Source organism: Pseudoalteromonas sp. MMG013, assembly GCF_018100885.1.
In the GTDB taxonomy this organism is placed as follows: Bacteria; Pseudomonadota; Gammaproteobacteria; order Enterobacterales; family Alteromonadaceae; genus Pseudoalteromonas; species Pseudoalteromonas aurantia.
The window spans coordinates 12,433-34,285 of the sequence record NZ_JAGJEE010000043.1 but is presented as its reverse complement, the minus strand read 5'-3'; the positions used below and the strand labels follow the sequence as shown (position 1 = coordinate 34,285).

The 21,853-nt window shown below is 39.8% G+C and carries 23 protein-coding genes; 15 read left to right on the top strand and 8 right to left on the bottom strand.

Features of this window, described 5'->3' with window-relative positions; translation table 11 throughout:
- The first annotated feature begins 2 nt into the window (after positions 1–2).
- From prfA to rlmM, 11 genes are all read left to right on the top strand, one after another.
- Entirely contained in the window at positions 3–1,088 is a 1,086-nt protein-coding gene (gene prfA / locus J8L98_RS22865; RefSeq protein WP_210998367.1) for a peptide chain release factor 1, read from the top strand.
- Positions 1,089–1,090: 2 nt separating this feature from the next.
- Entirely contained in the window at positions 1,091–1,936 is an 846-nt protein-coding gene (gene prmC, locus J8L98_RS22860; protein ID WP_210998366.1) for a peptide chain release factor N(5)-glutamine methyltransferase, read from the top strand.
- A 43-nt stretch (positions 1,937–1,979) separates the two neighbouring features.
- Positions 1,980–3,521: a DUF3369 domain-containing protein gene (locus J8L98_RS22855; protein WP_210998365.1), complete on the top strand. Its 1,542-nt coding sequence runs from the start codon at positions 1,980–1,982 to the stop codon at positions 3,519–3,521.
- A gap of 22 nt (positions 3,522–3,543) precedes the next feature.
- Positions 3,544–3,918, top strand: a complete 375-nt coding sequence (locus tag J8L98_RS22850; protein ID WP_210998364.1) for a SirB2 family protein — start codon at positions 3,544–3,546, stop codon at positions 3,916–3,918.
- 182 nt (positions 3,919–4,100) lie between these two features.
- On the top strand, positions 4,101–4,904 hold the full coding sequence (locus J8L98_RS22845; RefSeq protein WP_210998363.1) for a tetratricopeptide repeat protein: 804 nt from the start codon (positions 4,101–4,103) through the stop codon (positions 4,902–4,904).
- Between the two features lie 27 nt (positions 4,905–4,931).
- Positions 4,932–6,182 carry a DUF819 family protein gene (locus J8L98_RS22840; RefSeq protein WP_210998362.1) on the top strand — a complete coding sequence of 417 codons (1,251 nt, stop codon included), beginning with the start codon at positions 4,932–4,934 and terminating at the stop codon, positions 6,180–6,182.
- Positions 6,183–6,194: 12 nt separating this feature from the next.
- The gene (kdsA, locus tag J8L98_RS22835) at positions 6,195–7,049 is read left to right on the top strand and encodes a 3-deoxy-8-phosphooctulonate synthase (RefSeq protein ID WP_210998361.1); all 855 of its coding nucleotides are present in this window, start codon (positions 6,195–6,197) and stop codon (positions 7,047–7,049) included.
- A 51-nt stretch (positions 7,050–7,100) separates the two neighbouring features.
- Positions 7,101–7,994 carry a transcriptional regulator GcvA gene (locus tag J8L98_RS22830; RefSeq protein WP_210998360.1) on the top strand — a complete coding sequence of 298 codons (894 nt, stop codon included), beginning with the start codon at positions 7,101–7,103 and terminating at the stop codon, positions 7,992–7,994.
- Between the two features lie 2 nt (positions 7,995–7,996).
- Positions 7,997–8,626 carry an alpha/beta family hydrolase gene (locus J8L98_RS22825; protein WP_210998359.1) on the top strand — a complete coding sequence of 210 codons (630 nt, stop codon included), beginning with the start codon at positions 7,997–7,999 and terminating at the stop codon, positions 8,624–8,626.
- Positions 8,619–8,987, top strand: coding sequence for a DUF423 domain-containing protein (locus J8L98_RS22820; RefSeq protein ID WP_210998358.1), 369 nt, complete (start codon positions 8,619–8,621; stop codon positions 8,985–8,987). Before J8L98_RS22825 ends, J8L98_RS22820 begins: the two co-directional genes overlap by 8 nt.
- 12 nt (positions 8,988–8,999) lie before the next feature.
- A complete protein-coding gene (rlmM, locus tag J8L98_RS22815) occupies positions 9,000–10,073 on the top strand; it encodes a 23S rRNA (cytidine(2498)-2'-O)-methyltransferase RlmM (RefSeq protein ID WP_210998357.1) in 1,074 nt (357 codons plus the stop codon).
- A 68-nt stretch (positions 10,074–10,141) separates the two neighbouring features.
- On the opposite strand, the gene J8L98_RS22810 is transcribed toward rlmM, so the two are convergent.
- Together J8L98_RS22810 and cysZ are read right to left on the bottom strand one after the other, a co-directional pair.
- Positions 10,142–11,446: a glycerophosphodiester phosphodiesterase family protein gene (locus tag J8L98_RS22810; RefSeq protein ID WP_210998356.1), complete on the bottom strand. Its 1,305-nt coding sequence runs from the start codon at positions 11,444–11,446 to the stop codon at positions 10,142–10,144.
- Between the two features lie 113 nt (positions 11,447–11,559).
- Complete coding sequence (gene cysZ / locus J8L98_RS22805; RefSeq protein ID WP_210998355.1) at positions 11,560–12,285, bottom strand: sulfate transporter CysZ; 726 nt, start codon at positions 12,283–12,285, stop codon at positions 11,560–11,562.
- A gap of 286 nt (positions 12,286–12,571) precedes the next feature.
- Between cysZ and J8L98_RS22800 the strand changes: the two genes are divergently transcribed.
- Entirely contained in the window at positions 12,572–12,853 is a 282-nt protein-coding gene (locus J8L98_RS22800; protein WP_210998354.1) for a hypothetical protein, read from the top strand.
- 54 nt (positions 12,854–12,907) lie between these two features.
- Complete coding sequence (locus tag J8L98_RS22795) at positions 12,908–13,498, top strand: hypothetical protein (RefSeq protein ID WP_210998353.1); 591 nt, start codon at positions 12,908–12,910, stop codon at positions 13,496–13,498.
- 111 nt (positions 13,499–13,609) lie between these two features.
- Here the strand turns inward: J8L98_RS22795 and J8L98_RS22790 are convergent, their stop codons facing one another.
- Entirely contained in the window at positions 13,610–13,906 is a 297-nt protein-coding gene (locus tag J8L98_RS22790) for a hypothetical protein (protein WP_210998352.1), read from the bottom strand.
- A gap of 437 nt (positions 13,907–14,343) precedes the next feature.
- Here J8L98_RS22790 and J8L98_RS22785 point away from each other — a divergent pair, with 437 nt between their 5' ends.
- Positions 14,344–15,051: a response regulator transcription factor gene (locus J8L98_RS22785; protein WP_210998351.1), complete on the top strand. Its 708-nt coding sequence runs from the start codon at positions 14,344–14,346 to the stop codon at positions 15,049–15,051.
- Here J8L98_RS22785 and J8L98_RS22780 read toward each other — a convergent pair.
- From J8L98_RS22780 to J8L98_RS22760, 5 genes are all read right to left on the bottom strand, one after another.
- Complete coding sequence (locus tag J8L98_RS22780) at positions 15,044–15,838, bottom strand: CsgG/HfaB family protein (protein WP_210998350.1); 795 nt, start codon at positions 15,836–15,838, stop codon at positions 15,044–15,046. The two genes, J8L98_RS22785 and J8L98_RS22780, sit on opposite strands and share 8 nt — an antisense overlap.
- Positions 15,835–16,248: a curli assembly protein CsgF gene (locus J8L98_RS22775; RefSeq protein ID WP_210998349.1), complete on the bottom strand. Its 414-nt coding sequence runs from the start codon at positions 16,246–16,248 to the stop codon at positions 15,835–15,837. The genes J8L98_RS22780 and J8L98_RS22775 overlap by 4 nt, the downstream gene beginning before the upstream one ends.
- A gap of 1 nt (position 16,249) precedes the next feature.
- The gene (locus tag J8L98_RS22770) at positions 16,250–16,633 is read right to left on the bottom strand and encodes a CsgE family curli-type amyloid fiber assembly protein (RefSeq protein ID WP_192508187.1); all 384 of its coding nucleotides are present in this window, start codon (positions 16,631–16,633) and stop codon (positions 16,250–16,252) included.
- A 65-nt stretch (positions 16,634–16,698) separates the two neighbouring features.
- The gene (locus J8L98_RS22765; protein WP_210998348.1) at positions 16,699–18,213 is read right to left on the bottom strand and encodes a curlin; all 1,515 of its coding nucleotides are present in this window, start codon (positions 18,211–18,213) and stop codon (positions 16,699–16,701) included.
- 24 nt (positions 18,214–18,237) lie between these two features.
- Entirely contained in the window at positions 18,238–18,717 is a 480-nt protein-coding gene (locus J8L98_RS22760; protein WP_210998347.1) for a curlin subunit CsgB, read from the bottom strand.
- A 497-nt stretch (positions 18,718–19,214) separates the two neighbouring features.
- Between J8L98_RS22760 and J8L98_RS22755 the strand changes: the two genes are divergently transcribed.
- Positions 19,215–21,734 (top strand): S8 family serine peptidase, encoded by a 2,520-nt coding sequence (locus tag J8L98_RS22755; protein ID WP_210998346.1) that lies wholly within the window; start codon positions 19,215–19,217, stop codon positions 21,732–21,734.
- Positions 21,735–21,853 lie beyond the last annotated feature (119 nt).

Genomic DNA, 21,853 nt, shown 5'->3' with positions numbered 1-21,853 from the left:
TAATGAAAGAGTCTGTATATCGTAAGCTAGAGACCTTAACTGAGCGCTATGAAGAAGTACAAGCGATGTTGAGTGATCCCAGTATTATTAGTGATCAAAATCGTTTTCGAGCATTGTCAAAAGAATATTCTGAGTTAGAAGATGTTGTTAAAACATTTGGTTCGTATCAGCAAGCACAGGAAGATGTGTCAACAGCTGAAGAGATGTTAAAAGATTCGGATCCAGATATGCGAGAAATGGCGCAAGAAGAATATAAAGAGGCGAAAGCATCTATTATTCAGCTTGAAGATGATCTACAAGTGTTAATGTTGCCAAAAGATCCTAAAGATAATAACAACGTGTTTTTGGAAGTGCGTGCTGGTACAGGGGGCGATGAAGCGGCTATTTTTGCGGGAGATCTATTCCGTATGTACAGTCGTTATGCTGAAACGCAAAAGTGGAAAATAGAAATAATCAGTGTTAATGAAGGTGAACACGGCGGGTACCGTGAAGTGATTGCCAATATTAGTGGCGATGGCGTTTATGGTAAATTAAAGTTTGAATCAGGGGCGCATCGTGTACAGCGTGTTCCAGAAACTGAATCTCAAGGTCGCGTTCATACATCTGCATGTACTGTTGCAGTTATGGCTGAGGTGCCAGAAGCGGAAGCGATTCAAATAAATAGTGCGGACCTAAAAGTGGACACATTCCGTGCCTCTGGTGCTGGTGGTCAGCATGTTAATAAAACTGATTCTGCAATACGGATCACCCACCTTCCAACCGGTGTTGTTGTTGAATGTCAAGATGAGCGTTCTCAGCATAAAAACCGTGCTAAAGCTATGTCAGTCTTAGGAGCGCGTTTACAACAAGCTGAAGATGAAAAACGTCAAGCAGCTGAAGCGTCAGAGCGCCGTAATTTAGTTGGAAGCGGAGACCGTTCTGAGCGAATAAGAACGTATAATTATCCTCAGGGCCGTATTACCGATCATCGAATTAACCTGACACTGTATCGTTTGAATGAAATAGTAGCCGGAGAATTAGGTGCCATCGTTGATCCTCTATTGCTAGAACATCAAGCTGATCTGCTTGCAGCAATGGGTGATGAATAACTGTGAGTTGCTATACCGTAGCCCAAGCGATAGCTTGGGCCACCTCGGAATTTGCTGATTTATCAGATACCGCTAAGCTCGATGCCGAAGTATTGCTACTCCATATACTTGCAAAACCACGAAGTTATTTATTTGCATGGCCTGACGCACAATTGGTAGATGTGCAATACAATGAGTTTAAAAAATCGGTGGCGCGACGAGTAAAAGGGGAACCAGTTGCACATATTATTGGTGAGAGGGAGTTTTGGAGCTTACCATTAAACGTGAACAGCAGTACTTTGATCCCTCGGCCAGATACCGAAACTTTAGTGGAGTATGTATTAAGCCTCACATTCGCTGAAGATGCACAAGTGCTTGATTTAGGTACTGGTACGGGCGCAATAGCGCTAGCGTTGGCTTCGGAGATGCCAGCTTGGCAGATCACCGCGGTTGATTTTTCTAATGATGCTGTTGCATTAGCGCAAAGCAATAAACGCAAATTAGCAATTGAAAATGTTACTATTATGCAAAGCGATTGGTATCAGTCTGTCGCTGGACAGCACTTCGATTTAATTGTTAGTAACCCACCTTACATAGAAGCAGATGATATACACCTAACGCAAGGTGATGTACGTTTTGAGCCTTTATCCGCACTGGTTGCGTTAGATGAAGGAATGTCTGATATAAAAAATATCATTGATAAAGGCCGCGATCATTTAAAGCCAGGTGGCGTTTTATTAATTGAACATGGTTACCAGCAAGCTATTAAATTGCAGCAGTATTTTGCACAAATGGCGTATACCAATATACTTACTATAAAAGATATGTCAGGCTGTGATCGTGTTACTTTAGCGACTAGGCCTAAGTAAGACTTTACCCCTATAACAGCAGTGCGTTTAAAGGATGCAAGCAATGGATGATTTTTTGTTTTCAGATGAGCCAAATGAAGTGGTTGAACAAGAAGCCAGTGGCACTTGGAAAGTCATAATTGTTGATGATGAACCTGAAGTACATGCAGTTACTAAATTGGCATTGAGTGACTTTGAATTTCAGAAAAAGCGGTTAGAATTTCTCAGCGCGTATTCTGGTGAAGAAGCGCGCAAAGTGATAATTGATCATCCAGATGCAGCCATTGTTTTACTCGACGTTGTCATGGAAACGGATGATGCAGGGTTGCAGGTGGCGAAGTATATTCGCGAAACAGCAAAAAATAATCACATTCGAATTATATTAAGAACAGGCCAACCAGGGCAGGCACCTGAGCGGCAAGTTATTGTAAATTATGATATCAATGATTATAAATCAAAAACTGAATTAACCGCGCAAAAACTATTTACAGTGGTGATGTCGAGCTTACGTTCATACCGCGATATTTTAGCAATAGATCAATCTCGACAAGGGTTAGAAAAAATTATTTGTGCGTCGAGGGATATTTTTGCAACACATTCAATAGAGCATTTCATCAAAGGGGTAATGCAACAGCTTACATCTTTGTTGGGAACCGTTGACGAGGCTATTTATGCCACATCATTGGTTGCAAGTAACGAACCTTATCAAAAAAATGATCAACTGATTGTTTTTACCGGTCGTGGGGAATTTGAAGAGTCTGAAGGTAAGCCAATTTCTGAAGTACTTAAACCAGAGCAGTTAGCGGCGTGTAATGAGGCATTGCAGCAAAAAGGTATTATTTATAAAGATAATTATCTCTTTGCTTATTGCTCAAGTGAGTATAACCATAGCTCTATGTTATTTATCTCAGGGATCCCTGAGTTTTTAACAGATACACAAAAACACTTAATCAAAATCTTTACGCAAAATGTACAGTTGGCTTATGAGAATGTGCAGTTGCAGGCTGAAATAGAAGATACACAACAAGAACTTGTTTATCGACTCAGTGAAGCTCTAGAGTTGCGCTCTACAGAAACGGGTAATCATGTCAAGCGCGTGGCATATATTTGTTATGCGTTAGCACAAGCGTATGGATTAAGCAGCCGAGAAGCGGAGTTGGTGAGAATGGCCTCTCCTTTACATGACGTTGGTAAAGTGGGTATACCGGATGCAATCTTAAATAAACCAGCCAAACTGGGTGATGATGAATGGAAGGTTATGCAAACCCATACGGATAAAGGTTTTCAGATCTTAAAAGATTCTCGTCGTGAGATAGTAAATACAGGCGCAATTATTGCCAGAGATCATCACGAAAAATGGGATGGCACTGGATATCCTTTAGGAAAGAAAGGGGAAGACATACACGTATTTGGTCGTATTGTTGCACTCGCAGACGTTTATGATGCATTACGACATAAACGTTGTTATAAAGCGCCCTGGGAGGCAGAGCAGGTTGTTGAAGAAATAAATAAACAAAAAGGGCTACATTTTGACCCGAAATTGGTTGATGCATTTAATGAAATCATCGAAGATCTAGAAGCGATTTTAGTACGCTTTCCTGATTAAACACATATAACAACGAGAAATTATGGAATATATTGCCCTAAAGCATACACACGTTATGTTTGCTGTTTTAAGTATCTTATTATTTTTTACGCGTGCGTTTTCACGATTGAGAACCGGTAAACTCGCGGCACATAAAGGCGTGTTTATTGCGAGCCATAGTATAGATACATTATTGCTCGTATCTGCGGTCGTATTAGCTGTATTTGCTAGTTTAAATCCGGTCAACCAGCCTTGGTTAATGGAAAAAATTATTTTAGTTGTGGTATATATAGCTGTGGGTATTGTAAGTGCAAAGGCTAAAACTAAACGCGTTCAAGTGAGTACTTTATTCATCGCGGTTTGCGCATTACTTGCTGTTGGCTATTTAGCCGGTTCAAAATCAAGCTTTATATTGTAACCCTTTGATGCATAAATGATCGTATATTGTTTATGCATACTCTTATATTTCCACAAATAACAACAATCAACCCCTTACTATGACGTGTACTGTACTGGCGGTAATTTCCATGCTTGGGTCTTTTCTAAAAAGTGGTAAACTAGCCGTTCGATTAAAAAAAATAATGAGAACACTCGGTAGTTATGACTGATACTTGGTTTGAAGAGCGCGAAAGAGCACAAGATTATATATCGCAACAAACACTATTACGCTGTATTGGTGCTGAATCGCATTGGGATGCGCAAGCTGTACTGGAACATAGCTATTGCCAATTAGCTGAATTAGAGTTGCAGGTTGATCAAATCAGTCATAAAGTGCCTGACTTACATCAACGCTTGAGTGCAATACTCGATGCTTTTTATACACAGTGGCTTTTTTGTGGTAGTGAACAAAATGCACCAGAGCATCAGCTGAATAGTGTGTGTTATGTATTAAAAATGCGTAGCGGTTCACCAACAGCTTTGTCTATTGTGCTTTGCCACCTTTTAGAGCGCGCTGGATTAGCTGCAAATTTAGCGATGGAACAAGGTGAGGTAATGGTTCACGTCGGCTTTAGCTATGATGAAGGATATATTGTTGAACCCTGTAGTGGTCAACAAACTTGGTATATAGTACCTGAAAATGAGCAGGAAAAGCAGGACGAACCACTGGAAATAGTCACTGGTGATGAAGCTTTTAAATTGTATTTAGCGCAGCAAAAATGGGCGTTTATTGCAGCGGATAAGTTTGGTCACGCATTAAGTTGTGTAGAGCTACTCATGGGCATGCTAGGGGATGATCCTTACGAACGAAGAGATCGAGGATACTTACTGAACCAAATTAACTGCCCTAAGATGGCCAAAGAAGACTTACAGTATTTTGTTGATGAATGTCCAGATGATCCAACAATTGATATTATTGAGCATCAAATATCTGAACTCGCAGATCATAGTCATGTATTGCATTAAATAAAAATAAAAACGTGAGAGGGTACAATGCAGGAAAGCAGCGCTTTAGTCACAAATAATGCCGTTATTTTGGGTTTGATCTCAATAATATTAGGATTCGTTTTCTACACATCAAACCTAAAAGCGGGTATGTGGGCCAAATTTTATAAGTATGTTCCCGCTTTATTGATGTGCTATTTTTTACCCTCATTACTAAATACGTTTGGTATCGTTGATGGCAACAATAATGATGTTTATAGTGTTGCTAAGTACTTTCTATTACCCGCCTGTCTTGTTTTGCTCACCCTCAGTATCGATCTTAAAGCGGTATCCGAACTTGGAAAAAAAGCCGTTATTATGTTTTTGACCGGTACGGTTGGCGTAGTAATCGGTGGGCCTATTGCACTATTAATTACGTCCGCTGCGATGCCTGAGTTATTGGGAGGGGCTGGTCCTGAAGCTGTATGGAGAGGAATGGCAGCGCTTGCAGGGAGCTGGATCGGTGGTGGTGCGAATATGGTCGCCATGAAAGAAATTTATGGGGCTGGTGGAGAGATATTTACTATCATGGTCACGGTTGACATTGTGGTAGCAAATTTGTGGATGGCGGCATTACTTTATATTGCTGGGCGACATAAAGAAATTGATGCGCGTTCAGGTGCGGATACTTCATCAATTGATAGGCTTATCGATAAAGTTCAAAAGTTTGAGCAAGAGCATGCACGAAAGCCTGAATTAAAAGATTTGATGCTACTTATTGCATTTGCGTTTGGTGCCACTGGATTGGCGCATTTTGCAGCCGATTTATTGGTCCCATTTTTTGTGGAGCACTACCCAGAACTTAAAAAGTTTTCTCTACATAGTAAATTGTTTTGGGTTATTGTTTTAGTGACCACAATAGGTTTAGCATTATCGTTTACGAAGGCACGCAATTATGAAGCTGTGGGGGCATCTAAAATTGGCTCCAGCTTTTTGTATATCTTGGTTGCGACCATCGGTTTACATATGGATATTACTAAAATTGTTGAAGCGCCAAAATATGTCGTGATTGGTTTGATCTGGATGGCTGTACACATCGGTTTATTGTTTCTTGTCGCTAAGATTATTAAAGCACCTATTTTTTATGTGGCGGTGGGAAGTAAAGCGAATATAGGTGGGGCTGCATCTGCGCCAGTTGTTGCGTCGGCTTTTCACCCAGCCTTGGCACCAGTTGGAGTTTTATTAGCGGTACTTGGCTATGCACTAGGTACCTATATGGCTTGGTTGTGCGGGCAATTATTACGCATAATAGGCAGTTAAGTTGGAAAGAGTATGAATACGCAATTAATTAAGGTCGCCAATGTTGAAGTGGCGAATGACAAACCGTTTGTATTGTTTGGTGGTATGAATGTGCTAGAGTCTCGCGACTTAGCGATGACCATCGCAGAACACTATGCTGAAGTGACAACGAAGTTAAATATTCCTTATGTGTTTAAGGCGTCTTTTGATAAAGCGAATCGTTCTTCAATTAACTCATATCGAGGGCCTGGAATGGACGAAGGGCTTAAAATATTTGAAGAAGTTAAGCGAACTTTCAATGTACCTCTAATCACAGATGTTCATGAACCTCATCAGGCTGCACCTGTGGCAGAAGTTGTCGATATTATCCAATTACCAGCGTTTTTAGCACGTCAAACTGATTTGGTTGTGGCTATGGCTAAAACTGACGCGGTTATTAATGTGAAAAAGCCGCAATTCTTAGCACCCCGTGAAATGCGTCATATCATTACCAAGCTAAATGAAGCAGGCAACGATAAAGTTATTTTGTGTGAGCGTGGCAGTAGCTTTGGTTACAATAACTTAGTTGTCGATATGCTAGGTATGGATGACATGAAGCATATGGCGCCTGTTATTTTTGATGCAACTCATGCATTACAGCGCCCAGGTGGGCGTGAAGATTCAGCTGATGGTCGCAGAACTCAAGCCGCAGAGCTTGCTCGCAGTGGCATGGCTTTGGGTTTAGCTGGATTGTTTATTGAAGCACACCCAAACCCAAATGAGGCAAAGTGTGATGGACCATGTGCATTACCATTAGCAAAACTTGAAGGGTATTTGAAGCAGATGAAAGCAGTTGATGAGTTGGTGAAAAGCTTCCCTGCTTTAGACACAAGCGCAGCTGATTTATAATAATAATCATGGCAGCTCTATGGGCTGCTTTTTAACGAAGGCATCGCATTCATGTCGAGACGACTTCCCCCACTAAATGCTCTTAAGGCCTTTGAAGCTGCGGCAAGACACTTGAGTTTCACTAAAGCAGCAGAAGAGTTATTTGTTACGCAGGCCGCTGTAAGCCATCAAATTAAAATATTAGAAGAGCACTTGGGTTTAAAGTTATTTTTAAGAAAAAACCGCTCCTTGTTATTAACAGAAGAAGGTCAAGGTTATTTTCTGGATATTAAGGAAATATTTTCTCAGCTTATAGACTCAACAGAAAAACTGCTTGCGCGAGGGGCTAAAGGCTCGATTACAGTGAGTTTAACACCAAGTTTCGCTATTCAATGGTTAGTACCTAGATTAAGTCAATTTAATGAATTGCACCCTGAAATAGATGTACGGATTAAGGCCCAAGATCATGATGAAAATTCATTAACTGATGATGTAGATGTCGCAATATACTATGGCCGAGGTCATTGGAGTGGTGTGCAAACTCATAAGTTGCATACTGAATATTTAGTGCCTTTGTGTAGTCCGTTGTTGTTAAGTGGTCCAAAACCTTTAGATCAAGCGAGTGATTTAGAGCATCATACGTTATTGCACGATATGACTCGACGGGCTTGGAAGGCGTGGATGAAAACGGCGGGTGTCCGTAATGTTCAAGTAAATCAAGGCCCGATATTTAGTCATTCATCTATGGTATTGCAAGCAGCCATACATGGGCAAGGTGTGGCGCTGGGCAACAGTGTGCTGGCTAAGCCTGATTTAGATGCTGGACGGCTAATTATTCCTTTTAGCCATAGCCTTGAAAGTAAGAATGCGTACTATTTAGTGCTCAGAGAATCCCAAGCGGAGCTTGGGAAAATTGTATCATTTAAAGACTGGATGTTGAGTATGGTTGAGCAGGAACAAATATAACGATGATTGAGTGGTTTAAATCGCAGCAACCAGCAATAGCGCAGTTTGTTTTTGCACACGGAGCGGGTGCGGGCTCAGATTCCGAGTTTATGCAAACGATGGCCAAGCACTTGTGCGCACATCATATTCAGGTTGGGCTATTTAACTTTGAATATATGCAATTGGCAAAACAATTGGAAAAGCGTCGACCACCTGACAGGGCACCTAAGCTACTAGCCTACTATGAAAAGGTTCTGACGCATATAACGCCGGGTATACCTTTGTTCCTTGGTGGTAAGTCAATGGGCGGGCGTATGGCATCCATGTTGGCAGTACAAACAGCACAACCTGTGCGAGGTGTAATAGCGATGGGTTACCCATTTCACCCACCTGGAAAGCCTGAAAAATTAAGGACTGAGCATTTTACGCAAATAGAATGCCCGTTTCTAATTTTGCAGGGGGAGAGAGACACATTTGGTACGCATGAAGAAGTACAAGCGATGGGACTTGTGGAGCCTATTCAATTATGCTGGTTTGCAGATGGCGATCATTCTTTAAAGCCTCGTAAAAAAAGTGGATTCAGTGAAGAGTCTCATTTATTGAAAGCGGCTAAAGAGACTGCCGATTTTATTAAAGGAGTGATCCATGATTAAATTATATTTGCTGGCTGGTTGTATTTTCAGTCTGCTGTCGGTCGCATTGGGTGCATTTGCAGCGCATGGCTTGAAACACTATGTGAGCGAATACTCAATTGGCGTTTTTAAAACAGCGGCAGAGTATCAAATGACGCATGGTTTGGCACTGGTTGCGGTTGCGATGCTGCTTCGGTGGGGGGTGAGTGTGTCTGCAGCAGGTTGGTTCTTTATGGTAGGTATAGTATTATTCAGTGGAAGTTTATACTTACTATCAATAACAGGCCTGAAATGGCTAGGGCCAATAACTCCGATAGGTGGGTTGTGTTTTCTGGCTGGTTGGTCTGTATTGATTTATAAAATCGCGAAACATTCATTTTAAAAGAGAGCACAAATGTCAAGTGTCGTTATTTATTGCCGCAGTGGGTTTGAAAGTGATGCCGCTGCAGAAATTAACCATCATGCCGCATTGCAAGCTGTCGCCGGATATGTAAAAGCGAAGCCGAATACAGGTTATGTTATTTTTGAATGTTTTGACCCCCAACAAGCAGAGCTACTTGTAAAAAAAGTAGACTTCAAAAGTTTAGTCTTTGCTCGTCAATGGTTTGCCGGTGTGTTGCTGAATAATATGCCAGTTGAAGACCGTGTTAGTGAGATTAAAGCCGTTGTGGGCGACTTTCCGCTTTGTGGTGATTTACGAGTTGAAACTCCAGACACAAATAGTGGTAAAGAACTTTCCAAATTCTGCAAGAAATTCTCAACACCATTAGCCAAGAGTTTAGAAAAGCAAAATAAACTAACACGTGATCACAAACCAACAAAGCCAGTGTTACATGTATTGTTTTTAAGCAATGATACTGCGTATGTAGGTTATTCATTTAGCTCGAATAACTCGCCATTTTTTATGGGGATACCACGTTTGCGTATGCCAAGTGATGCACCAAGCCGATCAACATTAAAGCTAGATGAGGCATTTAATGTGTTTATTGGCAAAAGTGAGAACGAAGGGCGAGTTGAGCCTGGAATGCGGGCGGTTGATTTAGGGGCTTGTCCTGGTGGGTGGACGTACCAATTAGTACGTAGAGGCATGTTTGTTACCGCAATTGATAATGGACCAATGAATGATGCATTAATGGAGTCTGGCCAAGTTAAGCATTACACAGTTGATGGTTTCAAATACTTGCCGGAAAAGAAAAATGTGACTTGGTTAGTATGCGATATGATAGAAAAACCGCTTAAAGTCGCTAACTTGATGTTAGATTGGATAGTCAATGGGTATGCAAAAGAGTTGATATTTAACCTTAAATTACCCATGAAAAAGCGTTTTGACACTGTGTATGAATGCTTAACGCTTATTCATGAAGAGCTGGCTGAGTACGGCGTTGATTATCGTTTACAAGCAAAGCACTTGTATCATGATAGAGAAGAAATAACCGTTCATATTCAAGTAAAGAAGCTATCCAAATAAGTTTGGTGATGAACTCACTCAGAACATAACGGCGACAGCGATACTGTTATGTTCTGACATACACACGTTTACTGGCTTTGTTTTATACCCATACAACTTGCGTAGTAAGTTGTCGTTGCTGGCCAATCACTGAATACGCCAATTACCCCCACTTGCTGCGCGAGCACATCAAGTAGTATCAGCGCATCATCATCGCTGTTTATCGCATCTTTGATAGATTGATAGTACCAACCACCGCCATGTTCAAGCGACGCCGAACGCTCTAATGTCCATGTGATTATTTTTAATCCGGCTTGCTTAGCAGCGATAGCGTAATCAGAAGGAACAATTTGGTTATTATTATCCAGTGTTACGAGCACCCATAATGGTGGAGCGATGATTTTTACCCCTTCATCAACAAGCTGTGTCATGCTTGGTTGCCAGGTTTGTGCATTAAGTGGGTTGAAGCCAGCGCTATTATAGCGGTCATCTAAAAATACAGCTTGCTGTGCAAATTCAGGTTCATGCTCTAGCCAGTATTTTACATCTTCTAAATTGAATGATTGCGGAAAGACTCGGCTGGCGGGTACATCAGCAGCATGATACTCATCTAACATTTTTTGGGCATACATTTTTTGTGTCATGCCATTGAATGGCATTGCAACACTTGCTGACTTAAGTTCAGGTGTCATTTTCACATTTAAAGACTTAAATAATTCAATACTTTCTCTGTGGGTTAATAGGGTCCCTTGAGTTGCGTATAAATCAGTACGCCAATTTGCAGTGCCATTGAGGTAGTCATTGATCGTTGTTGCTTGGCTATTTGCACTATCCATTTTAGCTGAAAGTTGTTTGAACTCAGACAGAGTGATATCTGACGTACAGCACATTGCAGAAGCAAGACTCTGAGTGGTTGGATCTGCGGGTGTAAACGGTTGAGTGCACTTTTCAGCAAGTTCAGGGATAGTAAGAATATTGGTCGTCGTATGCAAATCACATTGAGAGTGACGACACACCAGGGCCTTATCTTTGGTAAATGTAACGTCACATTCTAAAATACCAGCTCCCATTTTGGCCGCGGCGATGTAAGACTCTTTAGTATGTTCAGGAAATTGCAAAGGCGCACCACGGTGGCCGATAGAAAAATCGGTTTTATAAAATGGTCCATTACTACATGCATCAAGCTTACTTTTTAGTACTCCGCTAGAAAGCTGGTTTACTAAAAATTGTGGCCGGGCTCCAACTTGGACATTATTTATCACCGCTGTGGGTTTATTATTATTTTCGATGTGCGGAGTACTTACAGTCACTTTCTCAGTGCTAATAATATCGTTATCACTGGCACAACCCGCGAGTACGATAGTAGATACTGCGAATATCATTCTAATAGGCATTGTTGTCACTCTTTGATAATTTATGCAAATAAATTATAGGTTTAAAGTGACAAGTTGATGAGGGATAGATGACAATTGAACTGACATCATACCGATGCCAGTTCAAGGGGGTGTTAACGATAATCAACTCGATAATTATCAACCCATAATCGTGTTGCCCCACACACAGCGACAGGCATGACAATTAAGTTGATAAATGGAATAGAAGTTAAAATAAAAACGGCAAAACCAAACCCGTATGAAAGACCCTGTTTACTTTTTAAGTCAGCTTTCATTTGTTTAAAATGGATTTTGTGATTATCGAAAGGGTAATCGTTGTATTGTACGTTGTACATCCAACAGGTAAATAATATCCATAAAATCTGGCCAAAAATAGGCAGAATCCACAGGAGAATAAAAAAGCCGAGGGCACGTGGTATATAGTAACAAAGTTTGGTCCACTCGCGCGCAAACATTCGTGGAACATCTTTAAATGTATCCGCTAGGTTGTCATCATTGACTGGCTGTCCAGTCAAATGTAATTCAACCTTTTCACTCAATAAGCCGTTAAAGGGGGCCGCAATAAAATTAGTAATAACAGTAAATATCATGGAGTAGCTGAACAATATGACTAATATTGCAATAGGCCACATGAGCCACTCTAGCCAGGTTAACCAATTCGGCAATAGAGTGTTTAGATAATTAAACCCGTCGACGAGCCAATCGTATAAGAAAAATAATGAACTACCAAAGAGTAAAATATTAATTAGCAGAGGAATAAAAACAAAGCGCTTTAGACCTTTTTGCGTAATTAAAGAAAAGCCGGAAAAAAAGTATTCCATACCTTGGGCTAACTGCACTTGACACCTCAATGAAAATTTAAGAGATATATTTTTCGCCCAGTATATCTTAGTCAATGTATGAAGTATGCCTAATTAAGTAACAAACTGTTGCAGAAATCGGAGTTTAGGGCTGTAGGTTTTGTTTTAACATTATGAAATTAATGTTTTTATTTTTTTTCCATATTCTGCTACGTCATCAAGGTGAGATTTATTGATGGTAGTGACTTGTTTATCACGGGTGATGACCATACACTATTCTACAAGGTTGAAAGTCATTTATATTTGAGCTTGGAGCTTTATAAACGTGCAGTTTCCTAGGTGGTTTATTATATCTGTGTTGTGTGTATTGTTATGTTTAATAGCAAACGCACCGCTTGGCTATGCGTCCACTGAATTAAGTTATCAGCAACAGCTTATTATTTTTGACGAATCTAATCAGAGCGAGATTGAACCAGATGAATTCACTGCTTCAGAACTTTTACAACCCAACCATGTTCAATATCCTGAGTGTGATAAGTCGTGCTTAGTAACACAGAGTTTTGATAAGCATACGATTTATATAATACGAGCACCGCCTACAATTTAAGCAAAAAACATAATTCATTTTTGTTGTCAGCTTAAATTATTAATAGGCGGTAGTATGTCAGTTTATACTTCAATTAACACTCAAAGTTTATCTAAATATGACCAAGTTGATTGGTTATTACATAATGATGCTCAGCTGTCATTAGACAGTCCTGCATTCCAGGCTATGCATTGCTTCAACGTAATACCAGCGCAAGTGATCGAAGGAAGTATTAATTTAAATGAGGCTGCGCTCATTTTAGATAAAACGCATATACGTACGAGTTTTGTTATTGATCAGCAAAGCTTAATACAAGGTATGATTTCAAGAGCGCGTTTATCCAGTCGTCACATATTAAAAATAGCAACTAAGTTAAGACTCAAACGTCACGAGCTTACAGTATCTCAAGTCATGATCACTTTGCCACAATTACATAGCATATCAAGCCATATTGTCACTCAGTTACAAATTGGTGATATTTTAAAGACGATGGAAAGTGCAGGTCATGAATATTTATTAGTAATCGATGAAGAGAATGGTCAGCTTTGTGGATATTTTGACTTAATCAATTTGTCAAAAATGATCAAACGACCATTAAATCAAGCAAAGCAGGCAAACACTTTTAGTGAAATTGTTGACTCTTTGTGGCACCACACTGAAATATAAAGAATTTCCAACCATAGGGCGTGCAGTTGTGTCAGATGGTTAGATTGTCCAAAAGTAATGTAAATTAAAGAAAAGCCAAGGCGCCGTTAGGCGCCTTTTTCATGATTGTAACTATCGGGAAAACATAACTTGCCATCGTTTAGCGTACCAAATGAACATAGGTACTTGTAATATGATAAACGTCAGTAAGGTGAACCAAAACCAGTTTACATTAAATGCGAGTAAGGTGAAGTTAAGAGTTGTGTTCATGAAGCTTGTTCCAATTACAAGCAGCGATACACTGAGTGCCATTACATCTTGCATCAATATCTTACGTAAACAATTACCAGCAAAGCTTGGGTTCAGTAATCCATAGGCAATGACCAGCACTATCATATTTAGTGTGAGCACCGCGAACTCAATACCCATTAAATTTATGCCTTTTATAATTAGTGATTATTCAAACAAGCTATCGACCTATAAAGTGAATACTTTAGAAAAATTATGATTTATTTTTAGCAAAAGTCAGTATCAAGAGAAGAAACTGAATGATAACAAGAGTAGATGTACCTTTTTGTACGGAAGAGTGAATGGTTTTGTTAAAATAAATCGATGAAATGTTTGCTGTCAATATAAGTTTTTTTGCTTTTTTTTGCTTTTTAATGAGCGCTATTAATGGTGTTTTTGTGTTGTATTGTTTTGTTTTAAATGGCTTTAATTTTTGTTTTGGTATTGATTATTGCATTTGATAAACTATTTTGTAATAAAACATAATATTTACATATATGTTTTTTTTGTGTAGTTTAATTCTAATCGGAACAGAAACAAGTTCATCGGGTGCTTGTGGAAAATGAAAAGGTAATCACATGGGAAAAGCTGCGCGTTTGGCTACAATTGTTACGGCACAGCAAACGGTAAAAGAGCAGAGTAATTTATATTATTTACGAAGTATTTTACTCATGCTGGAAGTTGAGTGTGTTTTTTCATTGAATCTTGATATGGCTATCGAGCAAGTCTCAGATGACAATATTCATGATGTCGTGTTTATTGATATGGTTGGGGTTAAATGGAATGAGTATATCCCTGCAAATATAAGTGCACTTGCAAAACGAAACTCTATTGTATTAGTAAATGTAAAAGAGACCGCTGTGTCTGAAAGGAGCGCATTGCTGGCGGGTATTAAAGGTGTGATTTATGATACTGATACGCCTGATGTACAGCTAAAAAGTATCCGTTCTATTATCGATGGTGAGTTGTGGTTTCGTCGAAGCATAATTAGTAGCACATTCTCTGAGTTGTTATCGGAACATTTACAAACAAAAAATATAACACCTGCTGCAGAGATTGATGAAACGCAATATAACTTAACTAAGCGTGAGAAAACAATTATTAAGCTGATTGCAGAAGGGGCTCAGAATAAGGAAATAGCCAACAAATTGCATATTAGTGATCATACGGTAAAAACACACTTATACAGTGCTTTTAAGAAGACAAAATCGCGTAATCGCATCGAGTTACTTAATTGGGCCAGACAGTTTTTCCCCGATGCGTTAACTCGTTACCATACTAACTGAGTTTTTTAGGTGACCAAATTCCTTTTTTAATACCACTTTGTATTAAGTTTACCAGCGCTTTTTCAATCGCCTGCTTTACACAAATATGCATAGGTTCGTTATTTGTGTAGCCGGCTTCAGCTTCGGCTAAGCGCTTATAACTAACGAAACGGAAAAATCCAGCTCTAACCTCATGGCTCAACACCGTTTTGGTTGTTGCAACTGATGTGAGAACAACCCCAGTTCTTACGTCAACAGCACGCATATAGATAGAAATAACATCTTCTCGGTATAATTCAGAAGTACTTATACCAAAATATTCGGCCCCTAGACCGCCGGTTTTTGTGTTGGAATCGTAACTAATAATACCACCTTCAATCAGTATTTTTGCTGTTTTCAATGGAGGAAGTTTATTCTTTGTGCCTGTATTGCTGTCTTGCGCAGCTCGTATTATTTTTCGCTCTGTTAGGATATTTTGTAAACCTTCTCGCTCAACAGGTATAAACCAATCTGTTTCATTGAGTGCTTGTACTAATATAGCTGAAGCACCTTGTGTTACAGCCGTCGAAAATGAGCTTACATTAGCAATTGGCTTATATTGACCTGTTTGATCTCGAAATGAATAGACCGATACAGGGATACTCCCCATCGGTTTTGGTAGCGTTTGCAATTCGGAGAACGTATCTGTTTGTTCTAATGTTTGGGCTATTTTAATATCTGGGGGAAGCACTTGCGATATGTTTGAACAGGCTACAGTGTACCCTAATAGTATAGTCATCATTATTATTTTTATTGTGTACTTTATCATGGGTTAAACCTAGGTACTTCGATGGTCACAACTTCACCATCAATTAAATTAGTGATCTGTACAGTGATACTGTCAGAGTTGCTGGTGATCATCTTAATTTCGTAGTCACCACTTATAAAAGTTGAGTCTTGTCCGAATACATTATCAGCTGGGTTTTCACCAAATGCGAGGTCAGTGAGCTCTCGAACGATTTTATTGATGTATGAACGCTCTAATGACTCTTGTAATCGTTCCGCATACGTCTTTTCTGTTGTATGAGCTTTATGCTTATTCTGAGATTGTGCCTTATTCATGAGCATGCTGGCATTGAGAGGGCTGCCGCCAAAGCTCGGGTTTATTGGTGTATAGACCAATTCACTTGCCAGTAAGTGTGGTGAGATGAATAGGGTAGTAATGAGTATTTTTTTCATATTAAAGACCACTGCTTGCCATGTCTTGGTTAAATTCACTGAAGTTGTTTGATGCGATGAGGTTGACCAGCGTAATGGCTGCCTGCTCGACTTGTTCATCAATCGGTTTGAGTCGTCTCCCCATAAATGTTTGATAAACAATTTTGTTATTGAGCTCAACTTTTAAAACTGTCCCAGCACGAGGAATTAAAGTTTCTTTTATAACAACACTTGCACCTGATGTATTGGGGATATCTTGCCACAACATGCTTAATTGATAATAAAACTCGTATCCAGATCGGCTAATGCTTTGATCTAATAAAAAACCACCAATATCTTCTTGTGCACGAATGGAATTGGAAGTAGAAATAATTATGAAAAAGAAAATTTTCAGTACTGCATTCATAATAATGACTCTTAAGTTGTATGAAAGCAGTACGGGAGCTGCCCGCACTGCCTTGTCATACTCTATTACTTTTGTGTTACTGTCGTTGTATTAAAGTCGCCAACTTGCGTAATTGAAACATCGCCATTTAATTGAGACATACCACCTTCGACAAGGTTACCAGTACCCGTTTGGTTGATTGTTAAGCTCAGCTCATTGCCAGCCAATAGGAATGCCCCGCCATCGATACCTGAGACCATGTTCATGTCTCCAATTTGTGCAATGTCAATGCTATTACCTGTGCCTTCAAGCATTAAGTCTATGGCATTTAGGCCACCATCTTGTACAAATGTAATTGTGTTGTCGTTACTTGCAATTACACTACTAAGTGTAACGCTCACGTCATTCTCACTGCCTGTTTGCGTTACATCAATAGTGTTGTTAGACGTTTCTAATGATGTATCAGGGTAAGAGGTTTGGATTGTTGCGTGGTTTAAATCCCCACCAGTTTGAGCAATCGAGAATGTGTTATTTGAGCCATTAAAATTTGCGATATGGCTATTGTTTTCGTTGCCATCTTGCATCGTTGAGAAGGTATTATTATCACCAATAACACCTAAATAGGCTTTGTTATCATCGCCTTTTTGTCGAACATCAAAGTCATTGTCGTTACCTTGTATATCCAACTCTAGCGTATTGGTATTACCAACTTGATTTGCAACAACTTCGTTATCATTGCCTTCAAATAAGCCACTTGTTAGCGTATTGTTATCGCCATTTTGTTCAAGCGATAGGTTATTATCATCTCCTGTTACAGCTGCAAACTCTAACTTATTGCTATCGCCAATTTGTTCAACTTTAATGTCATTGTCGTCACCAACAATGGCTTCAACGGTTAGACGGTTTCGGTCGCCTTCTTGTTCAAATTCAATTTCGTTTTCGTGTCCTTCTAGGCTATCAACCGTTGCAACATTCCAAAACCCATCTTGCTCGACATCAATTTCATTATCATCGCCTTGAATGCTATTTAAATGAACCTCGCCCCATTCGCCATTTTGGGTAACGTTAATTTCATTTTCGTTACCTTGTAAGTCTCTCACAAATGTCCAATGACCACCGTCGCCTTGTTCAATGCTAAGTTTGTTGTCAGTACCGTTGATATTAGTGATTACTTGACTACCAATGTTACCCAAACCCGCTAAGCCGTCTTGAGTAATCGCAAGCATATTCGCGTCACCAGTAATATTGATTTGTGTTTTAGCATCACTGCCATTTTGATTATTGGCAAGGTGGTTATCGTTACCAGTGATGGTGGTCGTTTGTAAGTTATTGTCACCGGCTTGTACACTGCTCAGCTGGTTATCGTCACCGGTGACAGTAATTTGTGCACCATTGACAGTACCTGTTTGTGTTACAGAAACGGCATTACCTATCGAAGGGTTAGTAGACGTTTGACTGATCTCCACTTTATTTTGTTGTGCATTTGCCATAAAGTCTGAGTGAATTGTATTGCCTGTGTCTTTTGAATCAGCAGCAAGTGCTGCATTACCATAACCAAGAGCAAGCGCAATGGCACATGTAATGAGTGATTTTTTTAGCATAGTAATATCCTGTTCTATATTGAATTATTTTGTAACGCTGACGTTCACTATCATATCGTTACCTTGCTGATGGATAACGAATGCGTGTTCGCCTAATTGCGTTAGGTTGACGATATTTGCATCACCTTCTTGTATAATTACAGCAGAGTTATTACTGCCTTGCTGTAGTAAGTTGATGGTGTTATTTGATCCTACTTGTGTAATGTTTGCGAGGTTGTATGTCCCAAGCTGTAATACATTCACGGAGTTCAAATCGTCACTAGATTGATATATTGTTGCTTTATTAAATGTACCGTTTTGTTGAACTAGCGCACTGGTGTGTTGAGCCCTAGCTAAAAAAGACGGGTGTATGCTTATTGATAGTGGAGATTCTTGTAAGTCATGGCTATTGGCACTGATTTTTAACGATACAAAAAACAAATACAATACACAAAGAGCAACACACTTTTGCATTGGCAAGAGTAATTGTTGATGTGCATTGTCCTTTGAGTTTTTTGTTAACATTTTATTTTTCGTGTGTTCACTTATGACCTGAACTCACTGTAATAAAGCAGTAACCTATAATATATAGGTAATTTTATTGAATTATTTATTGTTTTAAATCAATCAATTGGTGTTTTTTGTGTTGAGTTTTTAAATTTTCAGTCAAAAAGGATGGCTTTTTTGGCATGATAGCTAAGAAGTAGACTCATACTATTTTGTTAAAAAAATGTATTTTTTAAATGTACTAATCAGTTTTTACTGTTTTTCATATTTACGCTTGCAGCATCAATTTTTTTAATGTTATCTATTAGTCGTTGCTTATTTTATTGCTTGTTGTAAGGCGTGCTGACCTTACACGTGATAGCACTCTGTTTTTTACAGGTGTTCGCGAAAACGAGTATGTTATTGATATTGAGAGATCCGAAAACGAGTGTGACGAACACTAAAATTAATTTAAATAATATTTAAATGGTGGGCAAAACCATTTTGAGTATTATGAGAAAATACTGGATCTAACAATGAAATTAAAACTATCTGCTTTGACGCTTGCGTTACTACCGTGTTTTTCGCAAGCTGCTATCAACGTTGTAACTGATACTGAACATTCAAGTGCAACAAATGACTCTGTTATTGTTGTATTTAAAGAAAGTGCAACCAAAGCGCAAAGGTTGGCCGCTCGTCAATTAGTCAGCGCAAAAATTACCGATGTAAATAAAGACGAAATAGACGACGGCTACAAGCACGTCTTAAAAGGTCGCTTAGCTGAATTTAAACTAGATAAAAAGAATCCAAAAGCCGTTATAAAGGCACTTTCTGAACATGAAGCAGTGCAGTATGTTGAGCCAAATTACCGACTAACAATTCAAGGTACTCCAGATGACCCTAAGTTTTCTGAGCTTTGGGGCCTTCATAATACAGGTCAAACAGGCGGTACAGCTGATGCAGATATTGATGCCGTAGAGGCATGGGATATTTCGGTGGGTAGTCGTGATGTTGTGGTAGGGGTTATTGATACCGGTGTTGATCATACTCACCCAGACCTCACTGCCAATATGTGGATCAATCCAAATGAGATAGCTGGAGACGGTATTGACAATGATAACAACGGTTATATTGATGACATGCATGGGATCAATGCGATAACAGATGTAGGTGACCCTATGGATGACCAAGGCCATGGTACACATGTATCGGGTACGATTGGTGCGGTTGGTAACGATGGCGTAGGTGTTGTTGGTGTAAATCAACAGGTATCCATAGTTGGTTGTAAATTCTTAGATGCGTCAGGCAGTGGTTCATCAGCAAATGCAATAAAATGTATCGATTATTTAGTGGGCTTAAGAAATGCTGGTGTTGACGTCAGAGTCTCTAATAATAGCTGGGGCGGCGGTGGTTTTAGCCAAGCAATGTCAGATGCATTAACCAGTTCAGAAGAAGCGGGCATTTTATTCGTAGCAGCAGCAGGTAATAGCGCGGTTGATAATGATACTAACCCACACTACCCATCAAGCTATGAGCATGCATCAATATTGTCAATTGCCAGCACAACACATACTGATGCTATGTCGAGCTTCTCGCAATGGGGCTTGACCAGTGTTGATCTAGGTGCGCCTGGCTCAGCGATTGTGTCAACAGTCCCAGGCGGTGGGTATGATAGTTACTCTGGTACTTCCATGGCTACTCCACATGTTGCTGGTGCTGCAGCATTAGCATTATCTGTTAACCCTGATTTAACGACCGCAGAGTTAAAAGAGTTACTTATGAACTCTGGTGATGATAATGCAGCTTTAAACGGGAAGACCGTGTCAGGCAAACGCTTGAATGTCGCAACCGCGTTGGAAGAGGCTGATCCAACGCCAGGCTTTAGACTATCAGCAACGCCAGTATCACAAGAAATTACTGCGGGTGAAACAGCTTCTTATACTTTTGAAGTTGCGTCAGTTGCAGGATGGAGTGGTGATATTAGCTTGGCAGTAACAAGTGATTTAGCCGGGGCTGTGTTATCAACAAGCACAGTGCAGCCAGGCGGCTCATTCACATTAACAGCGCCAACAACAGCGGATACTCAATGGGGCAGCTACTCATTTACTGTTGAAGCAACCAGTGGTGATTTACGTAAAGACAGTCAATTATCTTTATATGTAAACCCTCAAGGATTAACTGAGTTTGATTATAGTAATAATGAGAAAGTTGATATTCCAGATAATGATCCTACAGGTGCATCTTCTATCATCAATGTGTCAGACGAAGTAACCATATTTGGTTCAGACACATTAGTTGATATATCACATACTTATATTGGTGACTTGGTTGTTACGCTAACCTCACCAGCAGGAACTACCGCAACATTACATAATAAAGCAGGCGGTGGTGCGGACGATATCAATCAATCCTTTGCATCAAGTGCATTTAATGGTGAAGTTGCACAAGGTGATTGGACACTAAAAGTGGTCGATACGTATGCTGAAGATACTGGGTCAATTAATCAGTGGGCATTAACACTGACAGGTCTTGGTGAAGTAGGTCCAAGAGCCCCTGAAGCAGATTTCTTACCTGTTGTAGATTCGTTACAAGTCAGCTTTTTTGACGGTAGCCGAGATGCAAATGATGACATTTCGACTTGGGCATGGGATTTCGGTGATGGCAATACATCATCAGAACAAAACCCTGTACATGTCTATGGCGCAACGGGTTTGTATCCAGTGACGTTAACCGTAACAGATGCCACGGGATTGACTGATTCAAGATCTATGGATGTGGTGGTTGCCGGTGATTCAGATACTGCACCAGAGCTCAAAGTAAAGCGTGCAAACAAAACAAGATTGGGTTTTGCTCGTATCGAATTATCATATCAAGGCGCGGCGACATCAACCGTTGATGTTTACCGTGATGGCGAGCTACTGGCGACGACTTTGAACACCGGCGCGTATCGTGATTTCATTCGTCGCGCTACACAAAGTCAATATGTATATAAAGTATGTACATCAGTTAACTCTGTAGACATTTGTTCTGAAGAAGTGACTGTTACTTTTAATTAATCACTCCCCAAGGTACAAAATAAGGCTCATATGAGCCTTATTTTTTTGGGAAATGGATCAACCACTGTTTCGCCTTTTCAATACAAAGAGATATTCGCAATCTTCTTTACCTCAGGTAT